At 69.0% G+C, this 26,735-nt stretch carries 28 protein-coding genes and 1 pseudogene; 16 read left to right on the top strand and 13 right to left on the bottom strand.

The features are described 5' to 3' along the window. The first annotated feature begins 11 nt into the window (after window positions 1–11). Entirely contained in the window at window positions 12–2,285 is a 2,274-nt protein-coding gene (locus tag ACFC8N_RS10740) for a transglycosylase domain-containing protein (protein ID WP_356032473.1), read from the top strand. Between the two features lie 129 nt (window positions 2,286–2,414). Beyond that, window positions 2,415–3,959, top strand: a complete 1,545-nt coding sequence (locus tag ACFC8N_RS10735) for a glycosyltransferase family 87 protein (protein WP_376287920.1) — start codon at window positions 2,415–2,417, stop codon at window positions 3,957–3,959. A 101-nt stretch (window positions 3,960–4,060) separates the two neighbouring features. Here ACFC8N_RS10735 and ACFC8N_RS10730 read toward each other — a convergent pair whose 3' ends face one another. The 3 genes from ACFC8N_RS10730 to ACFC8N_RS10720 all read right to left on the bottom strand — a co-directional run bounded on the left by ACFC8N_RS10730 (window position 4,061) and on the right by ACFC8N_RS10720 (window position 6,738). Continuing rightward, window positions 4,061–5,092 carry an alanine racemase gene (locus ACFC8N_RS10730; protein ID WP_376287918.1) on the bottom strand — a complete coding sequence of 344 codons (1,032 nt, stop codon included), beginning with the start codon at window positions 5,090–5,092 and terminating at the stop codon, window positions 4,061–4,063. A gap of 83 nt (window positions 5,093–5,175) precedes the next feature. Beyond that, entirely contained in the window at window positions 5,176–6,297 is a 1,122-nt protein-coding gene (gene femX / locus ACFC8N_RS10725) for a peptidoglycan bridge formation glycyltransferase FemX (RefSeq protein ID WP_356032464.1), read from the bottom strand. A gap of 123 nt (window positions 6,298–6,420) precedes the next feature. Then, a complete protein-coding gene (locus ACFC8N_RS10720; RefSeq protein ID WP_356032461.1) occupies window positions 6,421–6,738 on the bottom strand; it encodes a hypothetical protein in 318 nt (105 codons plus the stop codon). A gap of 271 nt (window positions 6,739–7,009) precedes the next feature. Between ACFC8N_RS10720 and rpsF the strand changes: the two genes are divergently transcribed. From rpsF to rplI, 4 genes are all read left to right on the top strand, one after another. Then, complete coding sequence (rpsF, locus tag ACFC8N_RS10715; RefSeq protein WP_005482942.1) at window positions 7,010–7,300, top strand: 30S ribosomal protein S6; 291 nt, start codon at window positions 7,010–7,012, stop codon at window positions 7,298–7,300. Between the two features lie 78 nt (window positions 7,301–7,378). Beyond that, a complete protein-coding gene (locus ACFC8N_RS10710) occupies window positions 7,379–7,975 on the top strand; it encodes a single-stranded DNA-binding protein (RefSeq protein WP_071380564.1) in 597 nt (198 codons plus the stop codon). Window positions 7,976–8,016: 41 nt separating this feature from the next. After that, window positions 8,017–8,253 (top strand): 30S ribosomal protein S18, encoded by a 237-nt coding sequence (gene rpsR, locus ACFC8N_RS10705; protein ID WP_003949403.1) that lies wholly within the window; start codon window positions 8,017–8,019, stop codon window positions 8,251–8,253. An 18-nt stretch (window positions 8,254–8,271) separates the two neighbouring features. After that, entirely contained in the window at window positions 8,272–8,718 is a 447-nt protein-coding gene (rplI, locus tag ACFC8N_RS10700) for a 50S ribosomal protein L9 (protein ID WP_071380565.1), read from the top strand. A 143-nt stretch (window positions 8,719–8,861) separates the two neighbouring features. On the opposite strand, the gene ACFC8N_RS10695 is transcribed toward rplI, so the two are convergent. Continuing rightward, window positions 8,862–10,199: an MATE family efflux transporter gene (locus tag ACFC8N_RS10695; protein ID WP_376287915.1), complete on the bottom strand. Its 1,338-nt coding sequence runs from the start codon at window positions 10,197–10,199 to the stop codon at window positions 8,862–8,864. A 481-nt stretch (window positions 10,200–10,680) separates the two neighbouring features. Here ACFC8N_RS10695 and dnaB point away from each other — a divergent pair, with 481 nt between their 5' ends. Beyond that, complete coding sequence (gene dnaB, locus ACFC8N_RS10690; RefSeq protein WP_376287913.1) at window positions 10,681–12,159, top strand: replicative DNA helicase; 1,479 nt, start codon at window positions 10,681–10,683, stop codon at window positions 12,157–12,159. A gap of 18 nt (window positions 12,160–12,177) precedes the next feature. Here the strand turns inward: dnaB and ACFC8N_RS10685 are convergent. Then, window positions 12,178–12,753, bottom strand: a pseudogene (locus tag ACFC8N_RS10685) (hypothetical protein). Window positions 12,754–12,792: 39 nt separating this feature from the next. Here ACFC8N_RS10685 and ACFC8N_RS10680 point away from each other — a divergent pair. Continuing rightward, complete coding sequence (locus ACFC8N_RS10680) at window positions 12,793–14,178, top strand: serine hydrolase domain-containing protein (RefSeq protein WP_356032451.1); 1,386 nt, start codon at window positions 12,793–12,795, stop codon at window positions 14,176–14,178. 67 nt (window positions 14,179–14,245) lie between these two features. Here ACFC8N_RS10680 and ACFC8N_RS10675 read toward each other — a convergent pair whose 3' ends face one another. Next, a complete protein-coding gene (locus tag ACFC8N_RS10675) occupies window positions 14,246–14,698 on the bottom strand; it encodes a GNAT family N-acetyltransferase (RefSeq protein ID WP_376287911.1) in 453 nt (150 codons plus the stop codon). A gap of 9 nt (window positions 14,699–14,707) precedes the next feature. Beyond that, window positions 14,708–15,166 carry a MarR family winged helix-turn-helix transcriptional regulator gene (locus ACFC8N_RS10670; protein ID WP_071380569.1) on the bottom strand — a complete coding sequence of 153 codons (459 nt, stop codon included), beginning with the start codon at window positions 15,164–15,166 and terminating at the stop codon, window positions 14,708–14,710. A 142-nt stretch (window positions 15,167–15,308) separates the two neighbouring features. Here ACFC8N_RS10670 and ACFC8N_RS10665 point away from each other — a divergent pair, with 142 nt between their 5' ends. Both ACFC8N_RS10665 and ACFC8N_RS10660 read left to right on the top strand, forming a co-directional pair. Beyond that, on the top strand, window positions 15,309–16,517 hold the full coding sequence (locus tag ACFC8N_RS10665) for an MFS transporter (protein ID WP_376287909.1): 1,209 nt from the start codon (window positions 15,309–15,311) through the stop codon (window positions 16,515–16,517). 128 nt (window positions 16,518–16,645) lie between these two features. Next, a complete protein-coding gene (locus tag ACFC8N_RS10660) occupies window positions 16,646–17,065 on the top strand; it encodes a heme-binding protein (RefSeq protein ID WP_356032443.1) in 420 nt (139 codons plus the stop codon). A 125-nt stretch (window positions 17,066–17,190) separates the two neighbouring features. Here the strand turns inward: ACFC8N_RS10660 and ACFC8N_RS10655 are convergent, their stop codons facing one another. Next, on the bottom strand, window positions 17,191–18,057 hold the full coding sequence (locus tag ACFC8N_RS10655) for a GNAT family N-acetyltransferase (RefSeq protein ID WP_356032441.1): 867 nt from the start codon (window positions 18,055–18,057) through the stop codon (window positions 17,191–17,193). A gap of 149 nt (window positions 18,058–18,206) precedes the next feature. Between ACFC8N_RS10655 and ACFC8N_RS10650 the strand changes: the two genes are divergently transcribed. Together ACFC8N_RS10650 and ACFC8N_RS10645 are read left to right on the top strand one after the other, a co-directional pair. Continuing rightward, complete coding sequence (locus ACFC8N_RS10650) at window positions 18,207–18,839, top strand: HAD family hydrolase (protein ID WP_376287907.1); 633 nt, start codon at window positions 18,207–18,209, stop codon at window positions 18,837–18,839. 184 nt (window positions 18,840–19,023) lie between these two features. Next, a complete protein-coding gene (locus ACFC8N_RS10645; RefSeq protein WP_356032436.1) occupies window positions 19,024–20,439 on the top strand; it encodes a globin domain-containing protein in 1,416 nt (471 codons plus the stop codon). Between the two features lie 22 nt (window positions 20,440–20,461). On the opposite strand, the gene ACFC8N_RS10640 is transcribed toward ACFC8N_RS10645, so the two are convergent. The 5 genes from ACFC8N_RS10640 to ACFC8N_RS10620 form a co-directional block, all read right to left on the bottom strand. Then, window positions 20,462–20,944 (bottom strand): NUDIX domain-containing protein, encoded by a 483-nt coding sequence (locus ACFC8N_RS10640; protein ID WP_053660775.1) that lies wholly within the window; start codon window positions 20,942–20,944, stop codon window positions 20,462–20,464. Window positions 20,945–21,030: 86 nt separating this feature from the next. Continuing rightward, window positions 21,031–21,936 carry a LysR family transcriptional regulator gene (locus ACFC8N_RS10635; RefSeq protein WP_376287905.1) on the bottom strand — a complete coding sequence of 302 codons (906 nt, stop codon included), beginning with the start codon at window positions 21,934–21,936 and terminating at the stop codon, window positions 21,031–21,033. A 214-nt stretch (window positions 21,937–22,150) separates the two neighbouring features. Beyond that, on the bottom strand, window positions 22,151–23,299 hold the full coding sequence (locus ACFC8N_RS10630) for a cystathionine gamma-lyase (protein ID WP_376287903.1): 1,149 nt from the start codon (window positions 23,297–23,299) through the stop codon (window positions 22,151–22,153). After that, window positions 23,296–23,787 carry a low molecular weight protein-tyrosine-phosphatase gene (locus ACFC8N_RS10625; RefSeq protein WP_376287901.1) on the bottom strand — a complete coding sequence of 164 codons (492 nt, stop codon included), beginning with the start codon at window positions 23,785–23,787 and terminating at the stop codon, window positions 23,296–23,298. The genes ACFC8N_RS10630 and ACFC8N_RS10625 overlap by 4 nt, the downstream gene beginning before the upstream one ends. Before the next feature lie 7 nt (window positions 23,788–23,794). Beyond that, on the bottom strand, window positions 23,795–24,172 hold the full coding sequence (locus ACFC8N_RS10620; RefSeq protein ID WP_071374949.1) for a phage holin family protein: 378 nt from the start codon (window positions 24,170–24,172) through the stop codon (window positions 23,795–23,797). A gap of 59 nt (window positions 24,173–24,231) precedes the next feature. Here ACFC8N_RS10620 and ACFC8N_RS10615 point away from each other — a divergent pair, with 59 nt between their 5' ends. The 4 genes from ACFC8N_RS10615 to ACFC8N_RS10600 all read left to right on the top strand — a co-directional run bounded on the left by ACFC8N_RS10615 (window position 24,232) and on the right by ACFC8N_RS10600 (window position 26,734). Then, window positions 24,232–24,549: a cupin domain-containing protein gene (locus ACFC8N_RS10615; protein WP_071374950.1), complete on the top strand. Its 318-nt coding sequence runs from the start codon at window positions 24,232–24,234 to the stop codon at window positions 24,547–24,549. A gap of 168 nt (window positions 24,550–24,717) precedes the next feature. Beyond that, window positions 24,718–24,930: a DUF5326 family protein gene (locus tag ACFC8N_RS10610; RefSeq protein WP_094218693.1), complete on the top strand. Its 213-nt coding sequence runs from the start codon at window positions 24,718–24,720 to the stop codon at window positions 24,928–24,930. Between the two features lie 442 nt (window positions 24,931–25,372). Continuing rightward, on the top strand, window positions 25,373–26,197 hold the full coding sequence (locus tag ACFC8N_RS10605; RefSeq protein ID WP_376287898.1) for an IclR family transcriptional regulator: 825 nt from the start codon (window positions 25,373–25,375) through the stop codon (window positions 26,195–26,197). Window positions 26,198–26,296: 99 nt separating this feature from the next. Continuing rightward, window positions 26,297–26,734, top strand: a complete 438-nt coding sequence (locus ACFC8N_RS10600) for an SsgA family sporulation/cell division regulator (RefSeq protein ID WP_071374953.1) — start codon at window positions 26,297–26,299, stop codon at window positions 26,732–26,734. The last annotated feature ends 1 nt before the right edge of the window (window position 26,735 follow it).

The raw sequence follows: 26,735 nt of genomic DNA, 5'->3' as shown, positions 1-26,735 counted from the left end.
GGCGCCGCTGGATGCCTTCCTGGAAGCTCGTCACCGGGATGTTCATCGGCTTCGTGGGGAGCCTGGTCGCGCTGGTCGGCGTCGGCTACGCGATGGTCTCTGTGCCCGACGAGAACGCGGCGGCCAAGTCCCAGAACAACGTCTACTACTGGGCCGACGGCACGCAGATGGTGGCCACGGGCACCGGCGTCAACCGGCAGAACGTCAACATCGCCCAGATTCCCGAAGCGATGCAGTGGGCCGTGATCTCGGCCGAGAACAAGAGCTTCTACCAGGACTCGGGCGTCGACCCCCAGGGACTCCTGCGCGCCGTGGTCAACATGGCACGGGGCGGCCAGACCCAGGGTGGCTCGACGATCACCCAGCAGTTCGTGAAGAACACCTACCTGAGCCAGCAGCAGACCCTCACCCGCAAGTTCAAGGAGATGTTCATCTCCATCAAGGTGGGGACGAAGCTCTCCAAGCAGCAGATCCTCCAGGGCTACCTGAACACCTCGTACTTCGGCCGCGGCGCCTACGGCATCCAGGCGGCGGCGCAGACGTACTACGGCAAGGACGCGAAGGACCTCACGCCGAGCGAGTGCGCGGTGCTCGCGGCGCTGCTGAAGGGCCCGACGTACTTCGACCCGGCCGGCAACGCGGACCTCGACCCGTCGGCGACGCAGCAGGCGAACACGCAGCGCTCGAAGGACCGCTGGGGGTGGATCCTCGAGCAGATGCACAACGACCACCACCTCACCGACGTGCAGTTCCAGCAGGCCACCAAGCAGTACCCCGTGCCCGACGGCCGCAAGGCGACCAAGGGCATGACCGGCCAGATCAGCTACCTGGTGGACACGGCGAAGAAGTACGTCCTCGCGCACTCCGACATCACCGAGACGCAGTTCGACCAGGGCGGCTACCAGATCCAGACGACCTTCGAGAAGGACAAGGTCAACGAGCTGGCAGCGGCCGTGAAGAAGGTCCAGAAGGACCGCATCGACCCGAAGAAGCGTGATCTGGACAAGTACGTCCAGTTCGGTGCGGCGTCGGTGAAGCCCAAGGACGGCGCGATCGTCGCTCTCTACGGCGGTGACGGCTACGAGAACGGCCACTTCACGAACAACGCCGACACCTCCGGCGTTCCGGTCGGTTCGACGTGGAAGCCGTTCGTGCTCGCCGCGGCGATGGAGTACGGCACGTACCGGACCGGTGGGGAGGGTCTCTCGCCGCTGAGCAAGTACAACGGCAACGACCATCTCAAGGTGCTCAACAACGACGGCAGCCCGGTGCTGACGAAGGACAACTCGGTCTTCTACCAGCGCAACGAGAGTGACTACAAGTGGGGCTACATCTCGCTGCGCAAGGCGATGGAGCAGTCCGTCAACACGCCGTTCGTCCAACTCGGTATGGATGTGGGGCTGACGCATGTCCGGGACGTCGCGCAGGCGTCCGGCATCCTGAGGGACAGCTTCTCGACGCTCAACCCGTCCTTCTCCATCGGTACCTCGACCCCGAGCGCGATCCGCATGGCCGACGCGTACGCGACGTTCGCCGCGTCGGGTCAGCACACTGACCCGTACTCGGTGACCGCCGTGAAGAAGGACGGCCAGGAGCTGCCGGGCTTCACCAAGCCGAAGGTGAGCACGGCGATTCCCGAGAACGTGGCGAACAACGTCACGGACGTCCTCCAGAACGTGATCCAGAACGGTACGGGTGTGAACGCCAAGGCCCTGGGCCGGACGGCGGCAGGCAAGACCGGTACCACCGACAGCAACAAGTCGGCCTGGTTCGTCGGCTACACCCAGCAGTTGTCCACCTCGGTGGCGATGTTCCGTGAGAACCCGAAGGACCATGAGCTGCTGTCCATGAACGGCACGGCCGGGGTCGAGTCGATCCACGGTGGTGACATCCCGACGTCGGTGTGGACCGAGTACATGAAGGGCGCGCTGAAGAACGCCAACGACAACGGCTTCCCGGCCGCCACCGAGATCGGCAAGGTCCAGGACGAGGCGGGCGCTCCGACTCCGACCCCGACCCCGACCGTCACGCCGAGCCCGAGCGCGACCCAGTCGCCGAGCCCGACGCCGAGCGCGACGAACACCTCCCCGTCCCCGTCGGCGAGCGACACCTGTCAGTGGAACTGGGGCAACCCCTGTAACGGCAATGGCAACGGCACCGGCGGTACGGACACGGGTGGCACCACCGGAGGAACCTCTCCGTCACCCACGCCCACCGATACGACCGGCAACGGCAACACCCGAGGCAACGGCAACGGAGGCATCTTCGCCGGCGCCAATGGCTAGCCGCCGCCCCGGACCGGGTGGCGACCATTTCGTCCGCCGCGGGTGTTTCACGTGAAACATGGGCCGCCGCACCCACGAGGTGCGGCGGCCCTCGGCTTTTTCCTAGGCACGTACGGCAGGATGTGCCCCATGCCCAGTGCAGAGATGACGCCTGCGGGCGTGCACGAGCCCGAGCCCGTGCGGCCCGCCACGGCAGAACCGGTGCCGCCGACCAGGGAGGACGAGGTCGCCGCGGCCGGCAGCGAGCTGATCGGCGGTCCCATCGGACGGCGAGCCCTGCTCGGCACGTCCTGGTGGACGCCCGTACGAGTCGTCGCGCTCGTGGCGATCGGCATGTTCGCCCTCGGTCTGGTCCAGAAGGCGCCCTGCTACCACAGTGCCTGGTTCTTCGGCGCGAGCAGCCAGTACACGAAGGCCTGCTATTCGGACATCCCGCACCTCTACCAGGGGCGCGGGTTCGCCGACCATCTCGTGCCGTACTTCGACAAGCTCCCGGACGACATGTCCGGCGGCATGGGCTATCTCGAATACCCGGTGCTGACCGGCGTGTTCATGGAGGTGGCCTCCTGGCTCACCCCGCACAGCGGCACCATCCAGTACCAGGAGCAGTGGTACTGGTTCGTCAACGCCGGGATGCTGCTGGTCTGCGCGGTCGTCATTGCCGTCTGCGTGGCCCGCACCCACCGCCGGCGCCCCTGGGACGGCCTCCTGGTCGCCCTGGCGCCCGCCGTCCTGCTGACCGCCACCGTCAACTGGGACCTGCTGGCGGTGGCGCTCACGGCCGCCGCGATGCTGATGTGGTCCCGCAGCCGGCCCGTCGCCTTCGGTGTCCTCCTGGGCCTCGCCACGGCCGCCAAGCTCTATCCGGTGTTCCTGCTCGGCCCCCTGTTCGTGCTGTGCTGGCGGGCCGGCAAGTGGCGGGAGTTCGTCCAGGCCACGGTCAGTACGGTGCTCGCCTGGTTCGTGGTGAACCTGCCGGTGATGCTGTTCGCATTCGAAGGCTGGTCGAAGTTCTACACGTTCAGCCAGGAACGGGGCGTCGACTTCGGTTCCTTCTGGCTGATCTGGGCGCAGAACTCCAGCAACCCGCCCTCGACGGGTTTCGTGAACACCGCCGCCACCGTGCTGGTGGTGCTGTGCTGCCTCGGTATCGCCGTGCTGACGTTCACCGCCCCGCGCCGGCCGCGTTTCGCGCAACTGGCCTTCCTGGTGGTCGCGGTGTTCATCGTCACCAACAAGGTCTACTCCCCGCAGTACGTCCTGTGGCTGGTGCCGCTGGCGGCGCTCGCCCGGCCCAAGTGGCGCGACTTCCTGATCTGGCAGGCGTGCGAGATGGCGTACTTCCTGGGCATCTGGATGTACCTCGCGTACACGACCAGCGGAGACGCCCACAAGGGACTGCCGACGCTGGGCTACCACTGGGCGATCGTGCTGCACCTGGCGGGCACGCTGTACCTGTGCGCCGTCGTCGTACGGGACATCCTCATGCCGGAGCGGGACGTGGTGCGCCGGTCCGGCGACGACGACCCCTCGGGCGGGGTGCTCGACGGAGCGGAAGACGTCTTCGTGCTCGGAGCGGCGACCTACGAGCCGCGTCACGCCGCTCACTTCGAGGGGCCTCAGGTGGACTGGGGCAGGCCGGTGCCGCCCTCCCCCGAGAATCGTTCGCTCTGAGCGAACAACCCTTCAGGAGCTGACGCAGAAGGCCGTACCCGGGTGCTCCGGGTACGGCCTTCTCGCTGTCCTGAGAGGGACTCGGTGTCCTGGGTGCCGGCTCAGCGGTCCATGATGCGGTCGAACTGGGTCGTGGTGTGCCGCAGATGGGCCACCAGCTCGTCCCCGACCTTCGGCTCCGGGGCGTCCGAGGGCACGAACAGGATCGACACCTGCATGTGCGGCGGCTCGGCGAACCAGCGCTGCTTGCCGTCCCAGACGAATGGAGAAAGGTTCCGGTTGACGGTGGCGAGGCCGGCCCGCGCGACGCCCTTGGCGCGTGGCATGACGCCGTGCAGCGCCTTCGGGGCCTCCAGACCCACCCCGTGCGACGTACCGCCCGCCACGACCACCAGGAAGCCGTCCGAGGCCGCCTTCTGCTGGCGGTAGCCGAACCGGTCGCCCTTGGCCACGCGCGTCACGTCCAGGACGGCACCGCGGTACTCGGTGGCCTCGTGGTCCCCCAGCCACAGCCGCGTGCCGATGCGGGCGCGGAACCGGGTCTGCGGGAACTGCTGCTGGAGCCGGACGAGTTCGTCGGCCTTGAGGTGGCTGACGAACATCGTGTGCAACGGCAGCCGGGCCGCGCGCAGCCGGTCCATCCAGCCGATGACCTCCTCGACGGCGTCCGAGCCGTCGGTGCGGTCCAGCGGCAGATGGATGGCGAAGCCCTCCAGCCGGACGTTCTCTATGGCCTGGTGCAGCTGCGGCAGGTCCTGCTCGCTGATGCCGTGCCGCTTCATCGAGGACATCACCTCGATGACGACACGGGCACCGACGAGGCCGTACACGCCGTCGATCGACGACACCGAGCGCACCACCCGGTCGGGCAGCGGCACCGGCTCCTCGCCGCGCCGGTACGGCGTCAGCACCAGCAGGTCCCCGCCGAAGAAGTCCTTGATGCGTGCGGCCTCGTAGGTCGTGCCGACCGCGAGCAGGTCGGAGCCCAGCCGCGTGGCCTCCTCGGACAGCCGCTCGTGCCCGAAGCCGTAGCCGTTGCCCTTGCAGACCGGGACGAGTCCCGGGAACTGCTCCTGCACGTGCTTGTGGTGCGCCCGCCAGCGCGCGGTGTCGACGTAGAGCGTGAGCGCCATGGCCGGACCCGGGACCTTTCTCGTGGCTGCGGTGGATCAGAGGTGTCTGAGCTGTGAAGGCTATGGAATCAGACGGCCGCGGCTCAACGGCGCGACATGTAGATGTCGAGCGCCTTGTGGAGCAGCTTGTTCAGCGGGAAGTCCCACTCGCCGAGGTACTCGGCGGCCTGCCCGCCCGTGCCGACCTTGAACTGGATCAGGCCGAACAGGTGGTCCGTCTCGTCCAGCGAGTCCGAGATGCCGCGCAGGTCGTAGACGGTGGCACCGAGCGCGTAGGCGTCGCGCATCATCGTCCACTGCATCGCGTTCGAGGGCCGGACCTCACGGCCGATGTTGTCGGAGGCGCCGTAGGAGTACCAGACGTGGCCGCCGACGATCAGCATCGTCGCGGCGGAGAGGTTCACGCCGTTGTGCCGGGCGAAGTACAGCCGCATCCGGTTCGGGTCCTCGGTGTTGAGGGCCGACCACATGCGCTGGAAGTACGACAGCGGGCGCGGCCGGAAGTGGTCGCGCACGGCCGTGATCTCGTACAGCCGCTGCCACTCGGCCAGGTCCTGGTAGCCGCCCTGGACCACCTCGACACCGGCCTTCTCGGCCTTCTTGATGTTGCGGCGCCACAGCTGGTTGAAGTTCTTGTGGACCTCTTCCAGGGAACGATTCGCCAGCGGCACCTGGAAGACGTAGCGGGGCTGGACGTCACCGAAGCCGGCGCCGCCGTCCTCGCCCTGCTGCCAGCCCATACGGCGCAGCTTGTCGGCCACCTCGAAGGCGCGCGGCTCGATGAAGTCGGCCTCCATGTCGCGCAGCCGCTTGACGTCCTGGTCCTGGATGCCCTTCTTGATGGTCTCCGCGTGCCAGCGACGGATGATCACCGGCGGGCCCATCTTCACGGAGAACGCGCCCTGCTGCTTCAGGTGCGCCAGCATCGGCTGGATCCAGTCGTCCAGGTTCGGCGCGAACCAGTTGATGACCGGCCCCTCGGGCAGGTAGGCCAGGTAGCGCTTGATCTTGGGCAGCTGCCGGTAGAGGACCAGGCCCGCGCCGACCATCTCGCCCGTGCGCTCGTCGAACCAGCCGAGGTTCTCCGAGCGCCACTCCGCCTTGACGTCGGCCCAGGCCGGGACCTGCATGTGGCTCGCCGCCGGCAGGCTCTGGATGTAGGCCAGATGCTGCTCGCGGCTGATGGTCCTCAGGGTCAGGCTCATTCGGGGCGCTCCTCGGGCTGGTGTGTCCCCATGGGTACAGGGGCTCCGGCTCTCGCGCCGAAGCCTACTGCGCCGTGCGAGCGCCCCGACTGGGCGTACGGCCCTTAATCCCGGCGGGCCGCCTCAGCTGCCGATGAGTCCGCCGAAGAGACCGCCGTGTGCCATGCCGATCAGGAAACCGATCCCGGAGGCGCCGAGCCCCAGGATCAGGGCGAAGCGCTCACGCGTGGTCACGGAGATCCACTGTCCGTAGATTCCGACGAGCAGGCCCACGAGACCCGCCCACGACGTCAGCAGATGGAGGCCGTGGAAGAAGGACGTGATGAAGGACAGCAGACCCAGGACGAGCGTGATCGCCGCCAGTGTGTCCTGGAGCGGACGGGCCTTGCCGTCCGTGGCGAAGAGGGAACCGGCGACGTTGGGATGCATTACCTGTGCCATGGGCACCTCCTGCGGAAGGCGGCGCATAGTAGCGCCGTACACACCCGACGTGTACAGAGTGACCGCCTCCACGCCCGGATTTCAACCGGAAGCGGGTGTGCGGGTAGTCTGTACCGTCTGCACCGGTGTCTGCCCACTGCCTGCCCAGGTAAGACTGCGGGAGCCTCAGCGCCCCCGATTGTCAGTGGTCGCGGATACCGTTGCGTACGCATCACAACCCTCCTGCCACGGAACGACCGTGGCCGTTGAGTCCAAAGGAGGTGGGTTCCACATGCGTCACTACGAGGTGATGGTCATCCTCGACCCCGATCTGGAGGAGCGCGCTGTCGCCCCCCTGATCGAGAACTTCCTCTCCGTCGTCCGTGAGGGCAACGGCAAGGTGGAGAAGGTCGACACCTGGGGCCGTCGTCGTCTCTCGTACGAGATCAAGAAGAAGCCCGAGGGCATCTACTCGGTCATCGACCTTCAGGCCGAGCCTGCGGTCGTCAAGGAGCTCGACCGCCAGATGAACCTGAACGAGTCGGTCCTCCGGACCAAGGTCCTCCGCCCCGAGACCCACTGAGCCCTCCCGCTCAGCTGATCTCGGGATCCGAGTAGCAAGCAAGCAGCCAGAGCAGCAAACCCGCCGAGAGGTTCCCCCATGGCAGGCGAGACCGTCATCACGGTCATCGGCAATCTTGTCGACGACCCCGAGCTGCGCTTCACCCCGTCCGGTGCGGCGGTCGCGAAGTTCCGCGTCGCGTCCACTCCCCGCACCTTCGACCGCCAGACGAACGAGTGGAAGGACGGCGAGAGCCTCTTCCTGACCTGCTCGGTCTGGCGTCAGGCGGCGGAGAACGTCGCCGAGTCGCTCCAGCGAGGCATGCGCGTGCTCGTGCAGGGCCGGCTGAAGCAGCGGTCCTACGAGGACCGGGACGGCGTCAAGCGCACGGTCTACGAGCTGGACGTCGAGGAAGTCGGCCCCAGCTTGCGCAACGCGACGGCCAAGGTCACCAAGACCTCCGGCGGTGGCGGGCGCGGTGGCCAGGGCGGTTACGGCGGCGGTGGCGGCCAGCAGGGCGGCGGCTGGGGCGGTGGCCCCGGTGGCGGTCAGCAGGGCGGCGGCGCTCCGGCCGACGACCCGTGGGCGTCCGGCGCTCCCGCTGGTGGCAACCAGCAGGGTGGCGGCGGCTGGGGCGGTGGCTCCGGCTCCGGCTCCGGCGGCGGTGGCGGCTACTCGGACGAGCCCCCCTTCTAGGGGCTCGTATCCACACTTCTTGATCACACAGGAGAAACACCATGGCGAAGCCGCCTGTGCGCAAGCCGAAGAAGAAGGTCTGCGCTTTCTGCAAGGACAAGGTCACGTACGTGGACTACAAGGACACGAACATGCTGCGGAAGTTCATTTCCGACCGCGGCAAGATCCGTGCCCGCCGCGTGACCGGCAACTGCACCCAGCACCAGCGTGACGTCGCCACGGCCGTGAAGAACAGCCGTGAGATGGCGCTGCTGCCCTACACGTCCACCGCGCGCTAAGGGAAGGGTGACCGACACATGAAGATCATCCTCACCCACGAGGTCTCTGGCCTCGGTGCTGCCGGCGACGTCGTTGACGTCAAGGACGGTTACGCTCGCAACTACCTGATCCCGCGGAACTTCGCGATCCGCTGGACCAAGGGTGGCGAGAAGGACGTCGAGCAGATCCGCCGCGCCCGCAAGATTCACGAGATCCAGACCATCGAGCAGGCCAACCAGGTCAAGGGCCAGCTCGAGGGCGTCAAGGTCCGCCTGGCTGTCCGCTCCGGCGACTCCGGTCGTCTCTTCGGTTCCGTCACCCCCGCCGACATCGCTTCCGCGATCAAGGCGTCCGGTGGCCCCGAGGTCGACAAGCGTCGTATCGAGCTGACCTCGCCGATCAAGACCCTGGGCGCCCACGAGACGTCCGTGCGTCTGCACCCCGAGGTTGCCGCCAAGGTCAACATCGAGGTCGTCTCGGCCTGATCGCCGAGTGATCGCCGCGCTCGTTCGAGCCGGTGAGAGGGGCCGCACCCTTGCGGGGGTGCGGCCCCTTTCCGTTGTTCGGAATGGTCACCGGGCCATGTTTCACGTGAAACCGAGGCTGCTCCGAGATCGGCGGCCCTAGGTCAGCGGGTCGCGCCCGTCACGATCCAGCGGCCCGAACGGGAGCGCAGCCACAGGGTCAGCAGGCGGATCGTCATCATCAGCGTCATCGCCGTCCACAGCGCGGTGAGACCGCCGCCGAACACCGGGACCAGCAGGGCCACCGGAGCGAATACGGTGAGGGTGACGACCATGGCCCCGGCCAGATACGGCCCGTCGCCGGCACCCATCAGGACACCGTCCAGGACGAAGACGATCCCGCAGATCGGCTGCGAGAGCGCCACCATCAACAGGGCGGGCAGTGCCGCGTCCTTCACCACGGAGTCGCCGGTGAACAGCGGGAGGAAGAGCGGACGGGCGGCCACCACGAGAGCACCGAGGACGACACCGGTCGCGATGCCCCACTGCACCATGCGACGGCAGGCCTCTCGCGCGCCCTGGGCATCGTCCGCGCCGAGATAGCGGCCGATGATCGCCTGCCCCGCGATCGCTATCGCGTCGAGAGCGAAGGCGAGCAGGCTCCACAGGGACAGAACGATCTGGTGCGCGGCCATGTCGGCGTCGCCGAGACGTGCCGCGACCGCCGTGGCGATCATGAGGATCGCCCGCAGGGAGAGCGTGCGGATCAGGAGGGGAACGCCGGCCTGGGCCGAGGCCCGGATGCCGGCGGCGTCCGGGCGGAGGGAGGCGCCGTGCCGACGGGCCCCGCGTACGACGACGGTCAGGTAGACGGCTGCCATTCCGCACTGGGCGATGACGGTTCCCCAGGCCGAACCGGCGATGCCGAGCCCGGCGCCGTAGACGAGCCCCGCGTTGAGGGCGCCGTTGGCGACGAAGCCGCCGACGGCGACGTAGAGCGGGGTTCTGGTGTCCTGGAGTCCGCGGAGCACACCCGTGGCGGCCAGGACGATGAGCATGGCCGGGATGCCCAGTGCGGAGATACGCAGATACGTCGTGGCGTACGGTGCCGCTGTCGCGGAGGCGCCGAAGAGGTCCACGATGCCAGGTGCCAGAGGAAGGACTACGGCGATGACGCCGATGCCGAGCAGCAGTGCCAGCCAGATGCCGTCCATGCCCTGTCGGATGGCCGCCGGCAGATCGCCGGAGCCGACGCGCCGGGACACGGCGGCCGTGGTGGCATAGGCGAGGAAGACGAAGACGCTCACGGCGGTGGTGAGGAGGGCGGAGGCGACGCCGAGACCGGCGAGCTGGGCGGTGCCGAGGTGGCCGACGATCGCGCTGTCCGCCATGACGAACAGAGGCTCGGCGACGAGTGCGCCGAAGGCCGGGACTGCCAGCGCGACGATCTCTCGGTCGTGCCGGCGGCGGGTGGCCCGGGGTATCGCGGGAGCCTGTGTCATGAGCACCAATCTAATCGTCCACAGGTAAGAGATGCAACCAAGTTGTGCCCCTTACTCGTCGTGGTGAGGCGTATCCTTTCGTGCGGTGTTCGAAGCGATCTTGGTCCGGCTGGGGAAGTTTTTCTTCTGCACAGCCAGTGGATGCTAAACGCGCAGGTCACGGCCCTCTGCCGGAGAGGCTAGAGGGCTTTTTCACAGAGCTGTCCACCGGGTCGTGCACAGGTTTCCGGGAGTTCTCCACAGCATCGGGGCTGTCGTCCACATGGCCTGTGGATAACCAGATTGGCTGACGGTGCCGAGGGGCCTACCGTGGTCCGGCGCCCGCTCCTTCTCTTGGCTGGGGAAGCGTGTTTCCCGCGGTCCTGGAATCGTCACAAACCCGACGCGTAAGAACCGGAGTTGGGCCTCTCATTTGTCAGTGTCGTGCCGTACAAAAGAGGACACGGCGAGGTCCGCCCTGCGGACGGGAGGAGGTGGCTCGGTGAGCATTTCCGAGCCCTTGGACGATCCATGGGCCGACAGCGGACCCAGTGATCGTCTGCCCGCCTCGCGTCGACGCGGCGACGGAGGCCGGAGTCGTGGCGAGCAACACGACCGGGGCCGGGAGAACGGCGACTGGGACAGCGGCGGTTCGTCCTTCGAGCGGGTGCCGCCGCAGGATCTGGACGCCGAGCAGTCGGTGCTGGGCGGCATGCTGCTGTCCAAGGACGCCATCGCGGATGTCGTCGAGATCCTCAAGGGCCATGACTTCTACAAGCCCGCGCACGAGACGATCTACCAGGCGATCCTCGACATCTATGCCAAGGGCGAGCCGGCCGACCCGATCACCATCGCCGCCGAGCTCACCAAGCGTGGCGAGATCAACAAGGTCGGCGGGGCGTCGTATCTGCACACGCTCGTCCAGACGGTACCGACGGCGGCGAACGCCGAGTACTACGCGGAGATCGTCCACGAGCGCGCGGTCCTGCGTCGCCTGGTCGAGGCCGGCACCCGTATCACGCAGATGGGATACGCCGCCGACGACGACGTCGACGAGATCGTCAACCGCGCCCAGGCCGAGATCTACGCCGTCACCGAGCAGCGCACCAGTGAGGACTACCTGCCGCTCGGCGACATCATGGAGGGTGCCCTCGACGAGATCGAGGCGATCGGCTCGCGCAGCGGCGAGATGACCGGTGTGCCGACCGGGTTCACCGACTTCGACTCGCTGACGAACGGCCTGCACCCGGGCCAGATGATCGTCATCGCGGCTCGCCCCGCCATGGGTAAGTCGACGCTCGCGCTCGACTTCGCGCGGGCCGCCTCGATCAAGCACAATCTGCCGAGCGTCATCTTCTCCCTCGAAATGGGCCGCAACGAGATCGCGATGCGTCTGCTGTCTGCCGAGGCCCGGGTCGCGCTGCACCACATGCGCTCCGGCACGATGACCGACGAGGACTGGACCCGGCTCGCCCGCCGTATGCCGGATGTCTCGGCCGCGCCGCTGTTCATCGACGACTCGCCGAATCTGTCGATGATGGAGATCCGCGCCAAGTGCCGCCGTCTCAAACAGCGGAACGACATCAGACTGGTCGTCATCGACTACCTCCAGCTGATGCAGTCCGGTGGCTCCAAGCGCGCCGAGAGCCGTCAGCAGGAGGTCTCGGACATGTCCCGTAACCTCAAGCTGCTCGCCAAGGAGCTGGAGATCCCGGTCATCGCGCTGTCACAGCTGAACCGTGGTCCCGAGCAGCGCACCGACAAGAAGCCGATGGTCTCCGACCTGCGTGAGTCCGGCTCCATCGAGCAGGACGCCGACATGGTCATCCTGCTCCACCGCGAGGATGCCTACGAGAAGGAGTCCCCGCGCGCGGGCGAGGCCGACCTGATCGTGGCCAAGCACCGAAACGGCCCGACGGCCACGATCACGGTCGCTTTCCAGGGCCACTACTCCCGCTTCGTGGACATGGCCCAGACCTGACCCTGATGTGCGCAGGGGTCAACCAACCCGCGGTCGGGCCGTCTCCGGATGGGGGCGCGTCGTGAGCGCGCGGCCCCAGTTCGCCGACCTCGATCCTGCGGTGCACAGCATCGTGGCCCGGCTCACTCCGTCAGGGGGCAGGCACTCGGCGAGCAGGTCGACGACGTCGTGTCGGCCTCGCTGTGCGTGGTGCGGGTGGTGGAAACCGTGGCGGGGTCCGCCGTAGACCACGAGGCGCCAGTCGACGCCCGCGGCCTGCTTCTCGGCGGCCAGTGGTCAGTGCGTCGACCGTCCCGATCGCGTGCAGGTTGACGCCGTCGCGTCCGAGTTCCAGCACGATTGCGCCCCCGGTGCCGTAGCCGACAGCGGCGATCCGGTCGAGGTCGGCGAGCAAGGGAGTTACGCGCGCCAGCATCTTCTGTGGATCGGTGACCAGCGCCCGCCGCGGAGGTCGAAGGCCGGCGTCACGTACCCCAGTTCGGCGAGGGCGTCGGTCCGGCGGCGCTGGAAGTCGTTCAGGCGCGGCCCCTCGGGCCCGATCATCGTGAGGCCGTCGGCCGGGTATGCGACCGTGTGCGTGGTGACCGGGGAAATGGATTCGACGCCGGCCACCGGACCGGGTGGACTGGCCCCATGACGACACCTCAGGAAGACCTGCTCCCCGCCACCCGGCGAGCTCTGCTGCACCGGATCGCCGTCGCGCAGGCGGAAGGGCGGGCGCCGTCGCTGGTCGCAGCCGTCGTACGGGGTGGGCGGACCGTGTGGCACGGGGCGCGGACCTCGGTGGACGGACATGCCCCGGACGAGACCGTGCAGTACCGGATCGGGTCCATCACCAAGACCTTCACCGCAGTCCTGGTGATGCGACTGCGCGACGAGGGCCTGCTCGATCTCGGTGACCCGCTGGAGAAGCATCTGCCGGGTACCGGGGTGGGCGAGGCGACGATCGCCGAGCTGCTCGCGCACAGCGCTGGGTTGGCTGCCGAGTCACCCGCGCCCTGGTGGGAGCGGACCCCCGGCTCGCTGCGCCCCGAGCTGAGCGATGTGCTGGGCGAGCGCCCGCTGCTGCACCCTGTGGGCCGCCGGCACCACTACTCCAACCCCGGCTACACCCTGCTCGGTGCACTGGTGGAGGAGTTGCGCGGCGCTCCGTGGGAGGAGGCGCTGCGCGGCGAGATCCTTGAGCCGCTCGGCCTGCACCGCACGTCCGCGCAGCCGCTGTCCCCGCACGCGGGCGGATGGGCGGTGCATCCGTGGGCGGACGCGCTGCTGCCCGAACCACTGGAGGACCTGGGCCGGATGGCGCCGGCCGGGCAGCTGTGGTCGACCACGGGGGACCTCGCGCGGTTCGCCGCGTTTCTGGCCGTAGGAGACGATCGGGTCCTGAGTGCGGAGTCGGTCCGCGAGATGCGGACCCCCGCGGCACCCGCCGAGGTGTCGGACGTGCTGGACGGGGTCACCTACGGCCTCGGGATGCAGCTCCAGTCCCGAGACGGCCGGCTCCTCGTCGGCCACTCGGGCTCGCTCCCGGGTTTCTTGGCGAACCTCACCATCGGCGTGGAGGACGATGTGGCAGCGGTGGTGCTGGCGAACTGCACCAGTGGGCCGCTGCTGGGAGCGGTGGGCGCCGATCTCGTCCGTATCGTTGCCGAGGCGGAACCGCGGATCCCCGAGCCCTGGCGGCCGTTGCGCGAAGTCGATCCGGCGGTCCTGGACCTTGCGGGGCAGTGGTACTGGGGGACCTACGCCTACGGCCTGCGGGTGACCGCCGACGGCCGGCTCGCCCTGGGGCCGCTGACCGGCAACGGGCGGCGAGCCCGCTTCCGGTCCAACGGTGATGGCACCTGGACCGGCTTGGAGGGCTACTTCGCCGGAGAGCTGTTGCGGCCCGTGCGACGCCCGGACGGATCCGTCAGCCACCTGGACCTCGGATCGTTCGTCTTCACGCGGCAGCCGTACGACACGGAGGCGCCGGTGCCGGGCGGAGTGGACCCTGATGGCTGGCGGGGCATCGGCTAGGTGAAGGACGGCCGGGGGTGTGTTTCACGTGAAACACACCCCCGGCCCGTCTGGTCGTCCTCTGCCGTCAGAGCTTCAGCTTGAAGCCTTCGTGTGAGGCGCTGAAGCCCAGCCGCGCGTAGAAGCGGTGGGCGTCGGTGCGGCTCTTGTCGGACGTGAGTTGCACCATCGCGCACCCGAACTGCCGGGAGGTGTCGATCGCCCACTGGATCAAAACCGTGCCCAGCCCGCTGCCCCGCTCGTCGGCGTGGATGCGGACGGCTTCGATGAGCGCGCGGGTCGACCCCTTGTGGGAGAGCCCGGGGATGATCGTGAGCTGGAGGGTGCCGATCACACGGTCCTCACGGACGGCGACGACCAGGTGCTGGTTCGGATCGGCCGTGAGGCGTTCCAGCGCGGCCAGATACGGGGTCAGGTCGTCCGGTGATTCGCGCTGGCCACCCAGCGGGTCGTCGGCGAGCATCGCGACGATCGCCGGAAGGTCGTCGGCGGTCGCGTGGCGTATCTCAAGATCTCCCATGTTCGCACCCTATGCGGGCACGTTCAGGGACTCCACGACTCGGACCAGCGGGGTCAGCTCGGGGTTCTTGGAGGCGTCGTCCAGGGCCTCGCGCAGGGCAGCGTCGTTGGTGGGCCGCGCCTCCTCCAGTAGACGCAGGCCCGCCTCGGTGACGTTGGTGTAGATGCCACGCCGGTCGGTGGGGCACAGGTAGCGCTCCAGGAGCCCGCGGTCCTCCAGTCGGGTCACCAGACGGGTGGTGGCGCTCTGACTGAGGACGACCGCGTCGGCGACCTGCTTCATCTGGAGATGGCCGCCCTCGCCGTCGTGCTGTCGGCTGAGCACGTCCAGCAGGGAGTACTCGCGCACGCTCAGATCGTGCTGTGCCTGGAGGGCGCGCTCGATGTGCGCCTCGATCCTGCCGTGCAGGGCAGAGAGGGCGCACCAGCCCTGGGCAAGGGCGGTGAGCGCGGGGTCCGTCGCTGTCATTGGCGTTTTCCTCCGTCCCGGAGCGGCTGCCTCAAGGATAGAGCAACCTCGCAATAGTGCGCGGTTGCCATTAGCCAGCGTCTGCAATTATTGTGGACGCACGCAAAGCGCTCCTGCAATCGTATGGGAAGGTTCACCCCTCATGCCTCTCGCGCTCCTGGCCCTCGCGATCGGGGCCTTCGGAATCGGAACGACCGAGTTCGTGATCATGGGACTGCTGCCTGAGGTCGCAGGCGACTTCGGGGTCTCCATCCCCACGGCAGGCCTGCTCGTGACCGGCTACGCGCTGGGCGTGGTCATCGGCGCTCCGCTGATGACCGTGCTCGGCACCAAGGTCCCGCGCAAGCGGATGCTGATGTTGCTGATGGGCCTCTTCATCGTCGGGAACCTGGTCTCCGCGGTGGCCCCCGTCTTCGCCGTCATGGTGATCGGACGAGTGATCGCCTCGCTCGCCCACGGTGCCTTCTTCGGCATCGGCTCCGTCGTCGCGGCCGAGCTGGTGGCGCCCCACAAGAAGGCCGGGGCCATCGCCATGATGTTCACCGGCCTGACCGTCGCCAATGTCGTCGGCGTCCCGCTGGGCACCCTCATCGGCCAGCACGTCGGCTGGCGCGTCACCTTCGGCGTCGTCGCCGCTCTCGGTGTCGTCGGCCTCGCGGGCATCGCGAAGCTGGTGCCCGAGCTGCCGAAGCCGGAGGGTGTGCACCTGAGGCACGAACTGGCCGCCTTCAAGAACGCCCAGGTCCTCCTCGCCATGGCGATGACGGTCCTCGGTTTCGGCGGTGTCTTCGCGGCCATCACCTACATCGCGCCGGTGATGACCCACATCGCGGGCTTCGCCGACGGCTCGGTCACCTGGCTGCTGGTCCTGTTCGGCCTCGGCATGGTCGGGGGCAACCTCATCGGCGGCAAGTTCGCCGACCGCGCCCTGATGCCGATGCTGTACGTCTCCCTCGGCGCCCTGGCTGTCGTCCTGGCGCTCTTCACGCTCACCGCGCACCACAAGATCGCGGCGGCCGTGACCATCGCCCTGATCGGAGCCCTCGGCTTCGCGACCGTCCCGCCGCTCCAGAAGCGTGTCCTCGACCAGGCCCATGGCGCCCCGACCCTCGCGTCGGCCGTGAACATCGGCGCCTTCAACCTCGGCAACGCCCTGTCCGCCTGGCTCGGCGGCATCGTGATCGCGGCCGGCTTCGGCTACACGGCCCCGAACTGGGTCGGTGCCACCCTCGCCGCGGCCGCCCTGGTCCTCGCCGTCCTCTCGTCGGCCCTGGAGCGCCGCGGCGGACCGCGGAGCACCGTGATCGCCACCGGAACGCCAGTCGGGCAGCAGACGCCCGTCCATCACTGAGCACTCCGGACAGCGGCCCCGCCCGCCGGGCCTCACCGGCGGGCGGACCCATGACCACCAAGAACCCCAGCCACATCCAGGACCTCAGCACGTCCCGAGGTCTCTGCACCACCCAAGGAGAACACCCCATGAGCACCACCTCCGTCGCCCCGCTGTCCATCGAGGACGCCGAGCTGCTGGTTGCCACGGCCCGTCGTGCGGCCGAGGCGGCCGGAGTCACCGTCAGCGTGACTGTCCTGGACGCGGGCGGGCACCTGCTCGCCTTCCGCCGGGACGACCGGGCGGTGCTGATCTCCGGCGAGACCAGCACTCGCAAGGCCTACACCGCGCTTCAGCTGAACGCGCCCACCGCGGACCTGGTCGACGCCGTCCAGCCGGGCGGCCTCTTCCACACCCTGCCCACCGCCCTCGACCGGCCCCTGCTGTTCATCGCGGGCGGTGTACCCGTGCACCGGGGCGGCCGGCTGATCGGTGCCATCGGTGTCGGCGGCGGTGCCCCGGAGCAGGACCACGGCTTCGCCACGGAGGCTGCGCGGACGCTCGCCTGATCACGGCCCGCACGCATCCCCCCGACGGACGGACGCCGGCCCCGCCGCATCATCGGCGGGGCCGGCGTCCGTCGCATGTCGGCGTATTCCACAACCGAACTTCAGGTCCGCCCGGCGTACGCGCCTCAGCCCGCCGCGACCGTCAGCGGGGCGAACCGCCGGGTCCAGTCACCCGGGAGGTCCGGGATGCCGTACGTCATCACGGAGTTGAACGCCACGGAGGCCAGCCCGCGCGCCTTCGCCCAGGCCAGCAGCTCCTCGTGGCGTACGTCGATGTCGGTGCGCAGCGGACGGTCGGTACGGTCCGCCAGTGAGGCGATGAGGGCTTTGGCGGTCTCCGTGTCGCGGGCGATCAGCGGGCCGACGACATGCGTGTCCATGTTCGGCCACGCGGCTGCGTAACCGGTGAGTGTGCCGTCCTCCTCGGCCACCCGGAGCTGGTCGGCGAAGGCGGGCAGCCGCACGAGGAGAGGGGTACGGTCGCTGCCGAACACCTCCTCGTCGAGCCGCAGGATCGAGGGAAGGTCCTCCGCGGTGGCAGCGCGAGTGGGGACCCCGGACTCCGGCCCACCGCGAGTGAAGTGGCCGCTGAGCATCTCGGCCCGGCCTGTCACCTTGAAACCCAGTTCCTCGTACAGGGGGCGGCCGTTCTCCGTTGCGTGCAGGGTCAGCGGAGTGGCTCCCATGGTCGACACGACATGGCGCATCAAGCGGCGCCCGACGCCTTGGCGGGCATGTCGTTCGGCGACCAGGACCATCCCGATGGCGCCAAGATCCGGAAGCCCCCACGACCCGTACTGCGTGACGACGCACGCGGTGACGAGACCACCCTGCGGGTCGTCGATGCCGAAGCCGTTTCCGGCCGTGAGGAGAAAGCCCCACTTGTGTTCCTCGCGTGGCCACCCCCGGTCTTCGGACAAGTCGGCGCAGGCGGTGAGATCGCGAAGCGTCAGACGGCGGATGGGTAGAGCGGCGAGGGAAGGAGTCGGCACGCAGGTCAGGCTGTCCGACGGGCACCCCTGGCGTCCACCCGTTTCGACGGAGACGTACGTGCTTTTGGCCATGCATGGGCCCGTGTAGCGCCGGCGGGCGGCCTGGGAGTGTTTCACGTGAAACATCGGCAGCCCGTTAGCCTCGGGCCATGGCGAGACTGCATCTCTTCGATCTTGACGGCACGTTGCTGCACGGCACGACCGCCCCGGTGGAGATTTCGCGCCAGCTGGGGCGGGAGGCGGAGACGGTGGCGCTGGACCGGGCGATCGCCGAGGGGCGGATCGGTCCGCCGGAGTATGCGGCGCGGGTGTACGAGCTGTGGGGTGATCTGACCGACGCGCACGTCGACGTCGCGTTCCGGGCGGCGCCCTGGCTGGCCCGGATCCGTGAGGTCTGGGCGGAGATCCGAAACGCGGGCGAGTACTGCGCGGTGGTATCCCTCTCGCCGTCCTTCTTCGTGGAGCGCCTGCTCGACTGGGGCGCTCACGCGGCTCATGGATCGCGTTTCCCGGCCGTGCCGTTCACCGAGCCGGTCGACGCGGCCGGGGTGCTCAGCGCAGCGGCCAAGGTCACTGTCGCCGACCGGCTCTGTGCGGAGTTCGGGGTGGCGCGGGCGGACTGCGTGGCATACGGCGACTCGTCCTCGGACCGGGACCTGTTCGCCGCCGTGCCGGTCTCCGTGGCGGTCAACGCGGACGCCCGCCTGGCCGGCCTCGCGACCCACCGCTACACGGGGCGGGATCTGTGGGACGCCTATGAACTGGTGGCCGCTGAGCGGTAGTTGTCGGACCGCGCGGCTCTGCTGTCCTGCCTGGTGCGTGCGAGCGGAAGGGGGGATTTGTATGCGGGACGACGGCCGGTAGGGTCGGGGCGGGTGCTACGGCTGGCCGCCCGCCGGGGGAACATGCATCTTCCGAGGGGAGGTGCGCTGACCGACCGCAAGACGTTCGAGGCGAGGGCACACCATGGACGCTCCGACCACCACGCCGGGGGAGAACGGCACGTCGGACGGGGACGGCTGGTTCACGCCGCGCAAGGTGCCCTCGGCTCCACCGCCGGACGGTGCCCGAGCGTCGGCCGCCGACGGCAGCACCAGGCACGGCCTCCCCAGACGCTCCGCCGAGGCACCGGCCGGGCGAGCCGCGGAGCCACTTGCCGGGCCGGCATCGGACATGCCGGCCGCGCCGGCCGCGGAAGCACTCGCCTGGCCGTCGACGGACGTCGAGCGGGTGCCGGTGCAGCGGTCGGGACCGACGGCCGGGCAGGGTTCTCCGGACGCCCTGCTCATCCGTCGCACGATGGCCGAGATAGCCCCGATCGCCGACCAGGTCACGTCCTACTTCTACGCTCTGCTCTTCGTCCGCCACCCCGAGCTCCGTGAGCTGTTCCCGGCCGCGATGGACGTCCAGCGGGAACGCCTGCTGAAGTCCCTGCTCAAGGTGGCCGAGCACGTGGACGACACCGAAGTCCTCACCGACTACCTGCGGAACCTGGGCCGGGGCCACCGCAAGTACGGGACGCGCGCGGAGCACTATCCGGTCCTGGGGGAATGCCTCCTCGGCGCGCTGAGCGCGTACGCCGCCGCCGTCTGGACCCCCGAGACCGAGGCCGCCTGGGTACGGGCGTACACGAAGATGTCCCAGGCCATGATCGACGCGGCCGCGATGGACGAGCTGCGGGCCCCGGCCTGGTGGCACGCCGAGGTGGTCTCGCACGAGCTCAGGACCGCCGACGTCGCGGTCCTCACCGTCCGCCCCGACCAGCCCTACCCCTTCCTGGCGGGCCAGTACACGAGCGTGGAAACACCCTGGTGGCCGCGAGTATGGCGGCACTACTCCTTCGCCTCGGCGCCCCGTTCGGACGGACTGCTGACGTTTCATGTGAAGGCCGTACCGGCCGGCTGGGTCTCCAACGCGCTGGTGCACCGCGCCCGGCCCGGAGACGTCGTACGGCTCGGCGCCCCGGTCGGCTCGATGACCGTCGACCACACGACCGACAGCGGACTGCTCTGCCTGGGCGGCGGCACCGGCATCGCGCCCATTAAGGCCCTGGTCGAGGATGTCGTCGAGCACGGAGTGCGGCGGTCGGTCGAGGTGTTCTACGGCGCCCGCAGCGACCACGACCTGTACGCCATCGACACCCTGCTCGGCCTCCGGCAGATCCACCCCTGGCTCGCGGTCCGGGCGGTCACCGACCAGCAGACCCCTCTTCGGTTCCCCGACGCCGTCCGGGAGTACGGCCCCTGGAACGAGTACGACGCCTATCTCTCGGGGCCGCCCGGAATGATCCGCAGCGGCATCGACGTACTGCGGGACATCGGCGTCCCGTCACGCCGAATACGGCACGACGCCGTGGAGGAACTGCCCACTGCCGGGAGCTGAGGAATCGGGGAATAGGGGAGCGCTATCCGAGGTCGGGGGCGTGCATGGCCCGTACGCCCTCGATATTGCCGTCCAGGTAGTGGCGCAGCGACAGCGGGACGAGATGGACGGAGGCGATGCCGACCCGGGTGAACGGGACGCGCACGATCTCGTACTCTCCGGCGGGCTCGTCCACTTCGGGGCCGTGCCGCAGGGACGGATCCATGGACTCCAGGCGGCAGACGAAGAAGTGCTGCACCTTCACGCCGGTTGCGCCGCCGTCCTCGCCGATGTGTTCCACCGTGTCCACGAAACACGGCACGACATCGGTGATCTTGGCGCCGAGTTCCTCGTACACCTCGCGGTGCAAGGCGTCCACGACGGTCGGATCCCCGGGCTCGACCCCGCCACCGGGAGTGACCCAGTAGGGATCGACACCGGGCTTGGTGCGCTTGATCAGGATCAGGTCGTCACCGTCCAGGAGGACGGCACGCGCGGTGCGCTTGACCACGGGTCGGACGGTCATGGGAGAAATGTGGCCCAGCCGGTTCCACGTGAAACATCTGGCTTCCACGTGAAACCTCTGCCCGCGCGAACGCCTTGGTGCGCAGGTCAGCCCCAGCCCGTGGCCGCCCGCTGGAGCCACTCGTGAGCCCGTGCCACATGGGGCATGGCGAGGGTTCCGGTGCGCACCACCAGGAAGTACGTGCGCAGCGGCGGTACCGCCGGATCGTGCAGCCTCACGATCTCGCCCTCGGCCAGGGCCGGGGCGCACAGATAGCGGGGCAGCACCGCCATCCCGGCACCGGCGATCGTGCAGGCCAACACGGCTCGCAGATCCGGGACGACGACCGCCCCCGAGGCGGCGGGGCGGGAGTCGAAGACGGAGGCCCAGTAGTGCGAGACCAGGGGCAGCGACTCGTGGACCTCGACGACGGGCAGGTCCTCCAGCGCCGACGCCCCCTTCAGGCGCAGTTCCTCCGCACCGATCCGTTCCACCCAGCGAGGAGCGGCGACCAGCACGTGCTCCTCGTCGCAGAGCGGAGTCGCGCTGAGCAGAGCGCCGCGCGGCCGGGCCGTACTGATGGCCAGATCATGGTGTCCTGCTGCCAGGCCTTCCAGGGTTTCCTCGGCCGTGCCGAAGGAGGCGCGCAGCGCGAAGCCCTGACCGTCGTCGCCGGTCAGCTCGGTGAGGGCGGGCAGAGCGCGTTCAGCGGTGAACTCGGGCGGGCCGGCGAGGTGCAGGGTTCTCAGCGAGGAGTCGTCGTCCAGGCCGCTCTCGGCTATCTCCACCAGGGCGTCGAGGTGGGGCGCGGCCTTGTGCGCGAGTTCGTCGCCGATGGTCGTCGGGGTCACCCCGCGTGCCTGCCGGAGGAAGAGCGGCTTGCCCAGCTGGCGTTCCAGCGTGCGGATCTGTGAGGTGACGGCGGGCTGGGAGAGGCCGAGCAGTGCCGCGGCGCGGGTGAAGGAGCCGGCCCGGTGCACGGTGACGAAAGTGCGCAGCAAGGCCAGATCCACGGTTTCCCCTCTCCTGTCCCTGCCCTCCTCCGGTGCCCCCAGGCAGGCACCAACTATAAATATGTCGATACGTTGCTGTCGCTAGCGTGATTGGACACTGACAGAGAGTCAACTAGCCTTGTTCGCGCGGTTCTTCGCGCGGAGAACCGAAGACGGTCCGAGCCAGGAGGGGGGAGGCTCGGACCGTCGTGCGGTTCAGGGGGACGCGGGTTCCTCACTCGGCGGACTCGTCCAGGGCCCGCAGCACGTCCGCGATCAGGTCCTCGGGGTCCTCGGCGCCGACGGACATCCGGATGAAGCCCTCCGGCACGTCGTCCCCGCCCCAGCGGCGCCGACGCTCGGCAGTCGAGCGCACCCCGCCGAAGCTCGTCGCGTCCTCCACCAGCCGCAGGGACGCGAGAAAACGCTCGGCACGCGCGCGCGTGGGCAGGGTGAAGGAGACCACGCACCCGTAGCGGCGCATCTGCCGCGCGGCTACCTGGTGCGCCGGGTCGCCGGGCAGCCCGGGGTGGCGCAGGCCGGACACCTCGGGCCGCTGCTTCAGCGCCTCGGCGAGCGCGACGGCGGTGGTGTTCTGCCGTTCGACACGCAAGGCGAGCGTGGCGATGGACCGGTGCGCGAGCCAGGCCTCCATGGGCCCGGAGATCGCCCCGACGATCTTGCGCCAGCGGCGTACGGAGGCCATCGCCTCGGCGTCCCGGCCGGCGACGTAGCCGAGCAGCACGTCCCCGTGCCCGGTGAGCTGCTTGGTGCCACTGGCCACGGAGAAGTCGGCACCCAGCTCCAGCGGGCGCTGGCCGAGCGGGGTGGCGAGGGTGTTGTCGACGGCCACCAGGGTGCCCTGTGCGTGGGCCGCCGCCACCAGCCGCCGGATGTCGCACACGTCCAGCCCCGGGTTCGACGGGGACTCGATCCACAGCAGCCGGGCGCCGTCCAGGACCTCCAGCTGGCGGTCCCCGCCGGTGGGCGCCGTGCGCACCTCGATGCCGTACGCCTCCAGCTGGGCGCGGACCAGAGGAAGCACCTGGTAGCCGTCGGAGGGCAGCACCACCGCGTCCCCGGCGCGCAGCTGGGAGAACAGCACGGAGGAGATCGCCGCCATGCCGGACGCGAAGACGAGCGTCTCGACGTCGTCCCGCCCGGGCGCCTCCAGCTCGCCGATGGCCCGCTCCAGCAGCGTCCAGGTCGGGTTCTCGTCACGGCCGTACAGGTACGGGCCCGTCGCCTCGCCGGGCAGGTGGAAGTGCGCCGCGAACACCGGCCCGGGCAGGGTCGGTTCGTGCTTGACCGGCTCGGGCAGTCCCGCGCGCACCGCGCGCGTGCTCTCGCCGGCCCGGCCTGGGTCCTCGGCGGCCTCGCTCATGCGGCCCGCCCTTCCAGGCGCCCCCGTACGGCGGCGAACAGCCCGGTGCTCGCCGCCTCCACCATGGCAAGACATTCCTCGAAGCCGTCGCGGTGTCCGTAGTACGGATCCGGTACGTCGAGGTCGTCGCCCGCGGCGGGGTCGTAGGAGCGCAGCAGGCGCACCTTCAGGGCGTCCTCCTCGGTGGGGGCGAGGCGGCGCAGGGCCTTGAGATGGCCGTTGTCGAGGGCGATCACGAGGTCGAGGCGGGCGAACCACGACGGCTGGAACTGCCGCGCGACGTGCTCGCCGTCGTAGCCGTGCTCGGCGAGCACCGAGACGGCGCGCGGGTCGGCGGGATCGCCCTCGTGCCAGCCGCCGGTACCAGCACTGCCGACCTCGACCCGGTCCTCGAGCCCGGCCTCGGCCACCCGCGCGCGGAAGACGGATTCGGCCATCGGGGAGCGGCAGATGTTGCCGGTGCACACGAAACAGACGCGGTAGGTCATGGCGTGCTCAGTCCTCGTCCGGCAGGACCATGTGCAGGGCCCAGGAGACGACGGAGATGATCAGACCGCCGAGAACGGCCGTCCAGAAGCCCTCCACATGGAAGCTCAGCGAGAGCTTGCCGCACACCCAGGAGGTCAACAGCAGCATCAGCGCGTTCACGACCAGGGTGATCAGGCCGAGGGTGAGGATGAACAGTGGGAAGGTGAGCACCTTCACGATCGGCTTGACCAGCCAGTTGACCAGACCGAAGATCAGCGCGACCACGATCAGCGTGCCGGCCTTCTTGGCGGTGTTGTCACCGGTCAGGGTGATCTTGTCGAGCAGCCACACGGCGACTGCGAGGGCGCCTGCGTTGGCGATCGTCTTGACTACGAAATTCTTCATGTGTCTGATCGTGGCAGACCCGATCGGAACCGAGCAGTGAGACGAGGGCGACAGCGGCGATGAAGGCATTCCGGCTGGACGAACTGGAGGCGGAGCGCGCCGCCAACGAGGGGGCCTACCTTCAGTTCCTGCGGGAGCGGAACATGTCGGTCGGTCTGTACGCGCTCAACGCGGGCGAGCACGACCCGCAGAAGCCGCACAACCAGGACGAGGTGTACTTCGTGGTGAGCGGCCGGGCGTCGATCACGGTCGGCATGGAGACGACCGAGGTGGCACGGGGCAGCGTCGTCTACGTCCCGGCCGGGGTCGCCCACAAGTTCCACCACATCAGCGAGGATCTGAGGGTTCTCGTCGTCTTCTCTCCGCCGGAGGCGTGAGACCGGGCCTCGGGGTTCCCTAGGGGACGGGTCAGGGGAGGACAAGGGACGACAGACCCCCGCAGGGCCCCCTCGCGGCTCTAGCATCGAATGCGGAACATCAACGGCGTACGAGAACGCAGACGTACGACGACGCATACGACATACGACAACGCAAAGGAAAAGGCGATGCGAGAGATCTTCGCGGGACTGCCGTGGTGGGTGAAGTGGGTCGCGGTGCCGGTCATCGCCCTGGTCGTGTTCGGCAGCCTGATAGCGACCGTCGTCGGGTTCGTGATCGGCCTGCTGTTCAAGGCGCTGGTCTTCGTCGCGCTGGTCGGCGGACTGATCTACATCGTGCGCAAGTTCATGTCGAACTCCTCGTCGCGCAGCGACTGGTGACGGCACGCGGGGACTGGTGAGCGAACCACGCGATCACCGGTCCCGGCCGGGGTGACGGGTTCCCTCGGGGGAGGGAAGTTTCCCCGCGAGGCCGTCTGCACGCGGTGGCGGACGGTTAAAGTCCGGAACTCCCCGCGGGGTCAGGCCCCGTGGGTGGCGCAGACCCCTCCGTGCTCTTCCCCGGCACGGGCTGCCCATCGCGCTCCGGGAGTACCTCTTGGCCACGGTCGACACCGCACCGGCAGAATCCCACGTACCCCCCAACCCGCCGCGTCCCTGCGTACCTCCCACACGGCGCGCGCCCACCGTGGCCGTCCCCGGACAGCCGCACTCGGCGGACATCGACTCCGCCACCGCCCTTCCCGCGGACTCGCCCCGTCCTCCCCGCTCCCCTGACGCCGCCGGGCCACCGCCGCCCGGCGACTCGAACCGGCCGCAATCCATGGCCGGTTCCGGCCGACGCCCCTCCGCGGGGCTGCTCGTCCAGCCGCGCTCCGCGGACGCCCCGGAGCCCGCGACCGCCGCGACGCTCATCGGATCCGTCCAGCGCGCGATGCGCCTGCTGGAGACGGTCGCCGAGCATGTCTACGGCGCCCCCGCCAAGCAACTGGCGCGCGAGACCGGCCTCGCCCTGCCGACGACGTACCACCTGCTGCGCACACTGGTCCACGAGGGCTATCTGCGCCGCGAGAAGGGGCTGTTCTTCCTCGGTGACGCGGCCGAGCGGCTGGGTAGCAGCGGAGCCCAGCAGAAACGTCGCAGCGCGGTCGCGGACACGCTCGCGCACTGGCGCGATTCCATCGGTGTGCCGGTGTACTACGCGATGTACCGGGACGGCGAGATCGAGGTCATGTGCGTCTCCGACTCCCCCGAGGTGCCCGCGGTCGAGGAGTGGGCCGACTTCCGGGCAACCGGCCACGCGCACGCGATCGGGCAGTGTCTGCTCTCCCAGCTGGACGAGGACGCCCGCCGCGACCATCTCGACCGCTACCCCGTGCAGCCCATCACGCCGTACACGGTGCGGGACAACGACGCCCTGCTACGGCGGCTGGCCCGGACGAGGCGGATGGAGCCGGTGGTGGAGCGCCAGGAGTACGTGCTCGGGACGGTCTGTGCCGCGGTCCCGATCACGGTCGGCACCACCGTGGCCACGATGGCCATGTCGCTGCCTGTCAGCCAGGCCGACCGGCTGCTGCCCGCGGCTCATCGGCTTCAGGCGGAGATCGGGCGCCACCTGGGGACCCTCGGTCTCTCTATCAGTATCTGAAAACTTACTCCTTGTGATGTGCTGTGTACGTTCAGCAAGATTTGACCCACGCTTAGAGGGCCACTCCCAGCCAGTCGATGTCATATGACGGGGTAGACGATGCGCGAGTCCGTACAGGCAGAAGTCATGATGAGCTTTCTCGTTTCGGAGGAGCTCTCCTTCCGCATTCCGGTGGAGTTGCGCTACGAGACCGATGATCCCTATGCCGTGCGGCTCACCTTCCATCTGCCCGGTGACGCTCCGGTGACCTGGGCTTTCGGGCGAGAGCTGCTGATCGACGGCGTGGGCCGGCCGTGCGGGGAAGGGGATGTGCACATCGCCCCCGCCGATTCCGAGGCGCTCGGCGAAGTGTTGATCAGGCTTCAGGTCGGTGGCGACCAGGCGCTGTTCCGCTCGTCGACGCCGCCGCTCGTGGCCTTCCTGGACCGCACCGACAAGCTGGTGCCGCTGGGTCAGGAGGGTGCGCTCGCCGATTTCGACGCGCACCTGGAGGAGGCCCTGGACCGCATCCTGGCCGAGGAACAGAGCGCCGGCTGAA

This window comes from Streptomyces sp. NPDC055966, from assembly GCF_042269865.1.
In the GTDB taxonomy this organism is placed as follows: domain Bacteria; phylum Actinomycetota; class Actinomycetes; order Streptomycetales; family Streptomycetaceae; genus Streptomyces.
Note: the sequence above shows the minus strand (reverse complement) of the source record. Positions and strands in the feature narration are given on the sequence as shown.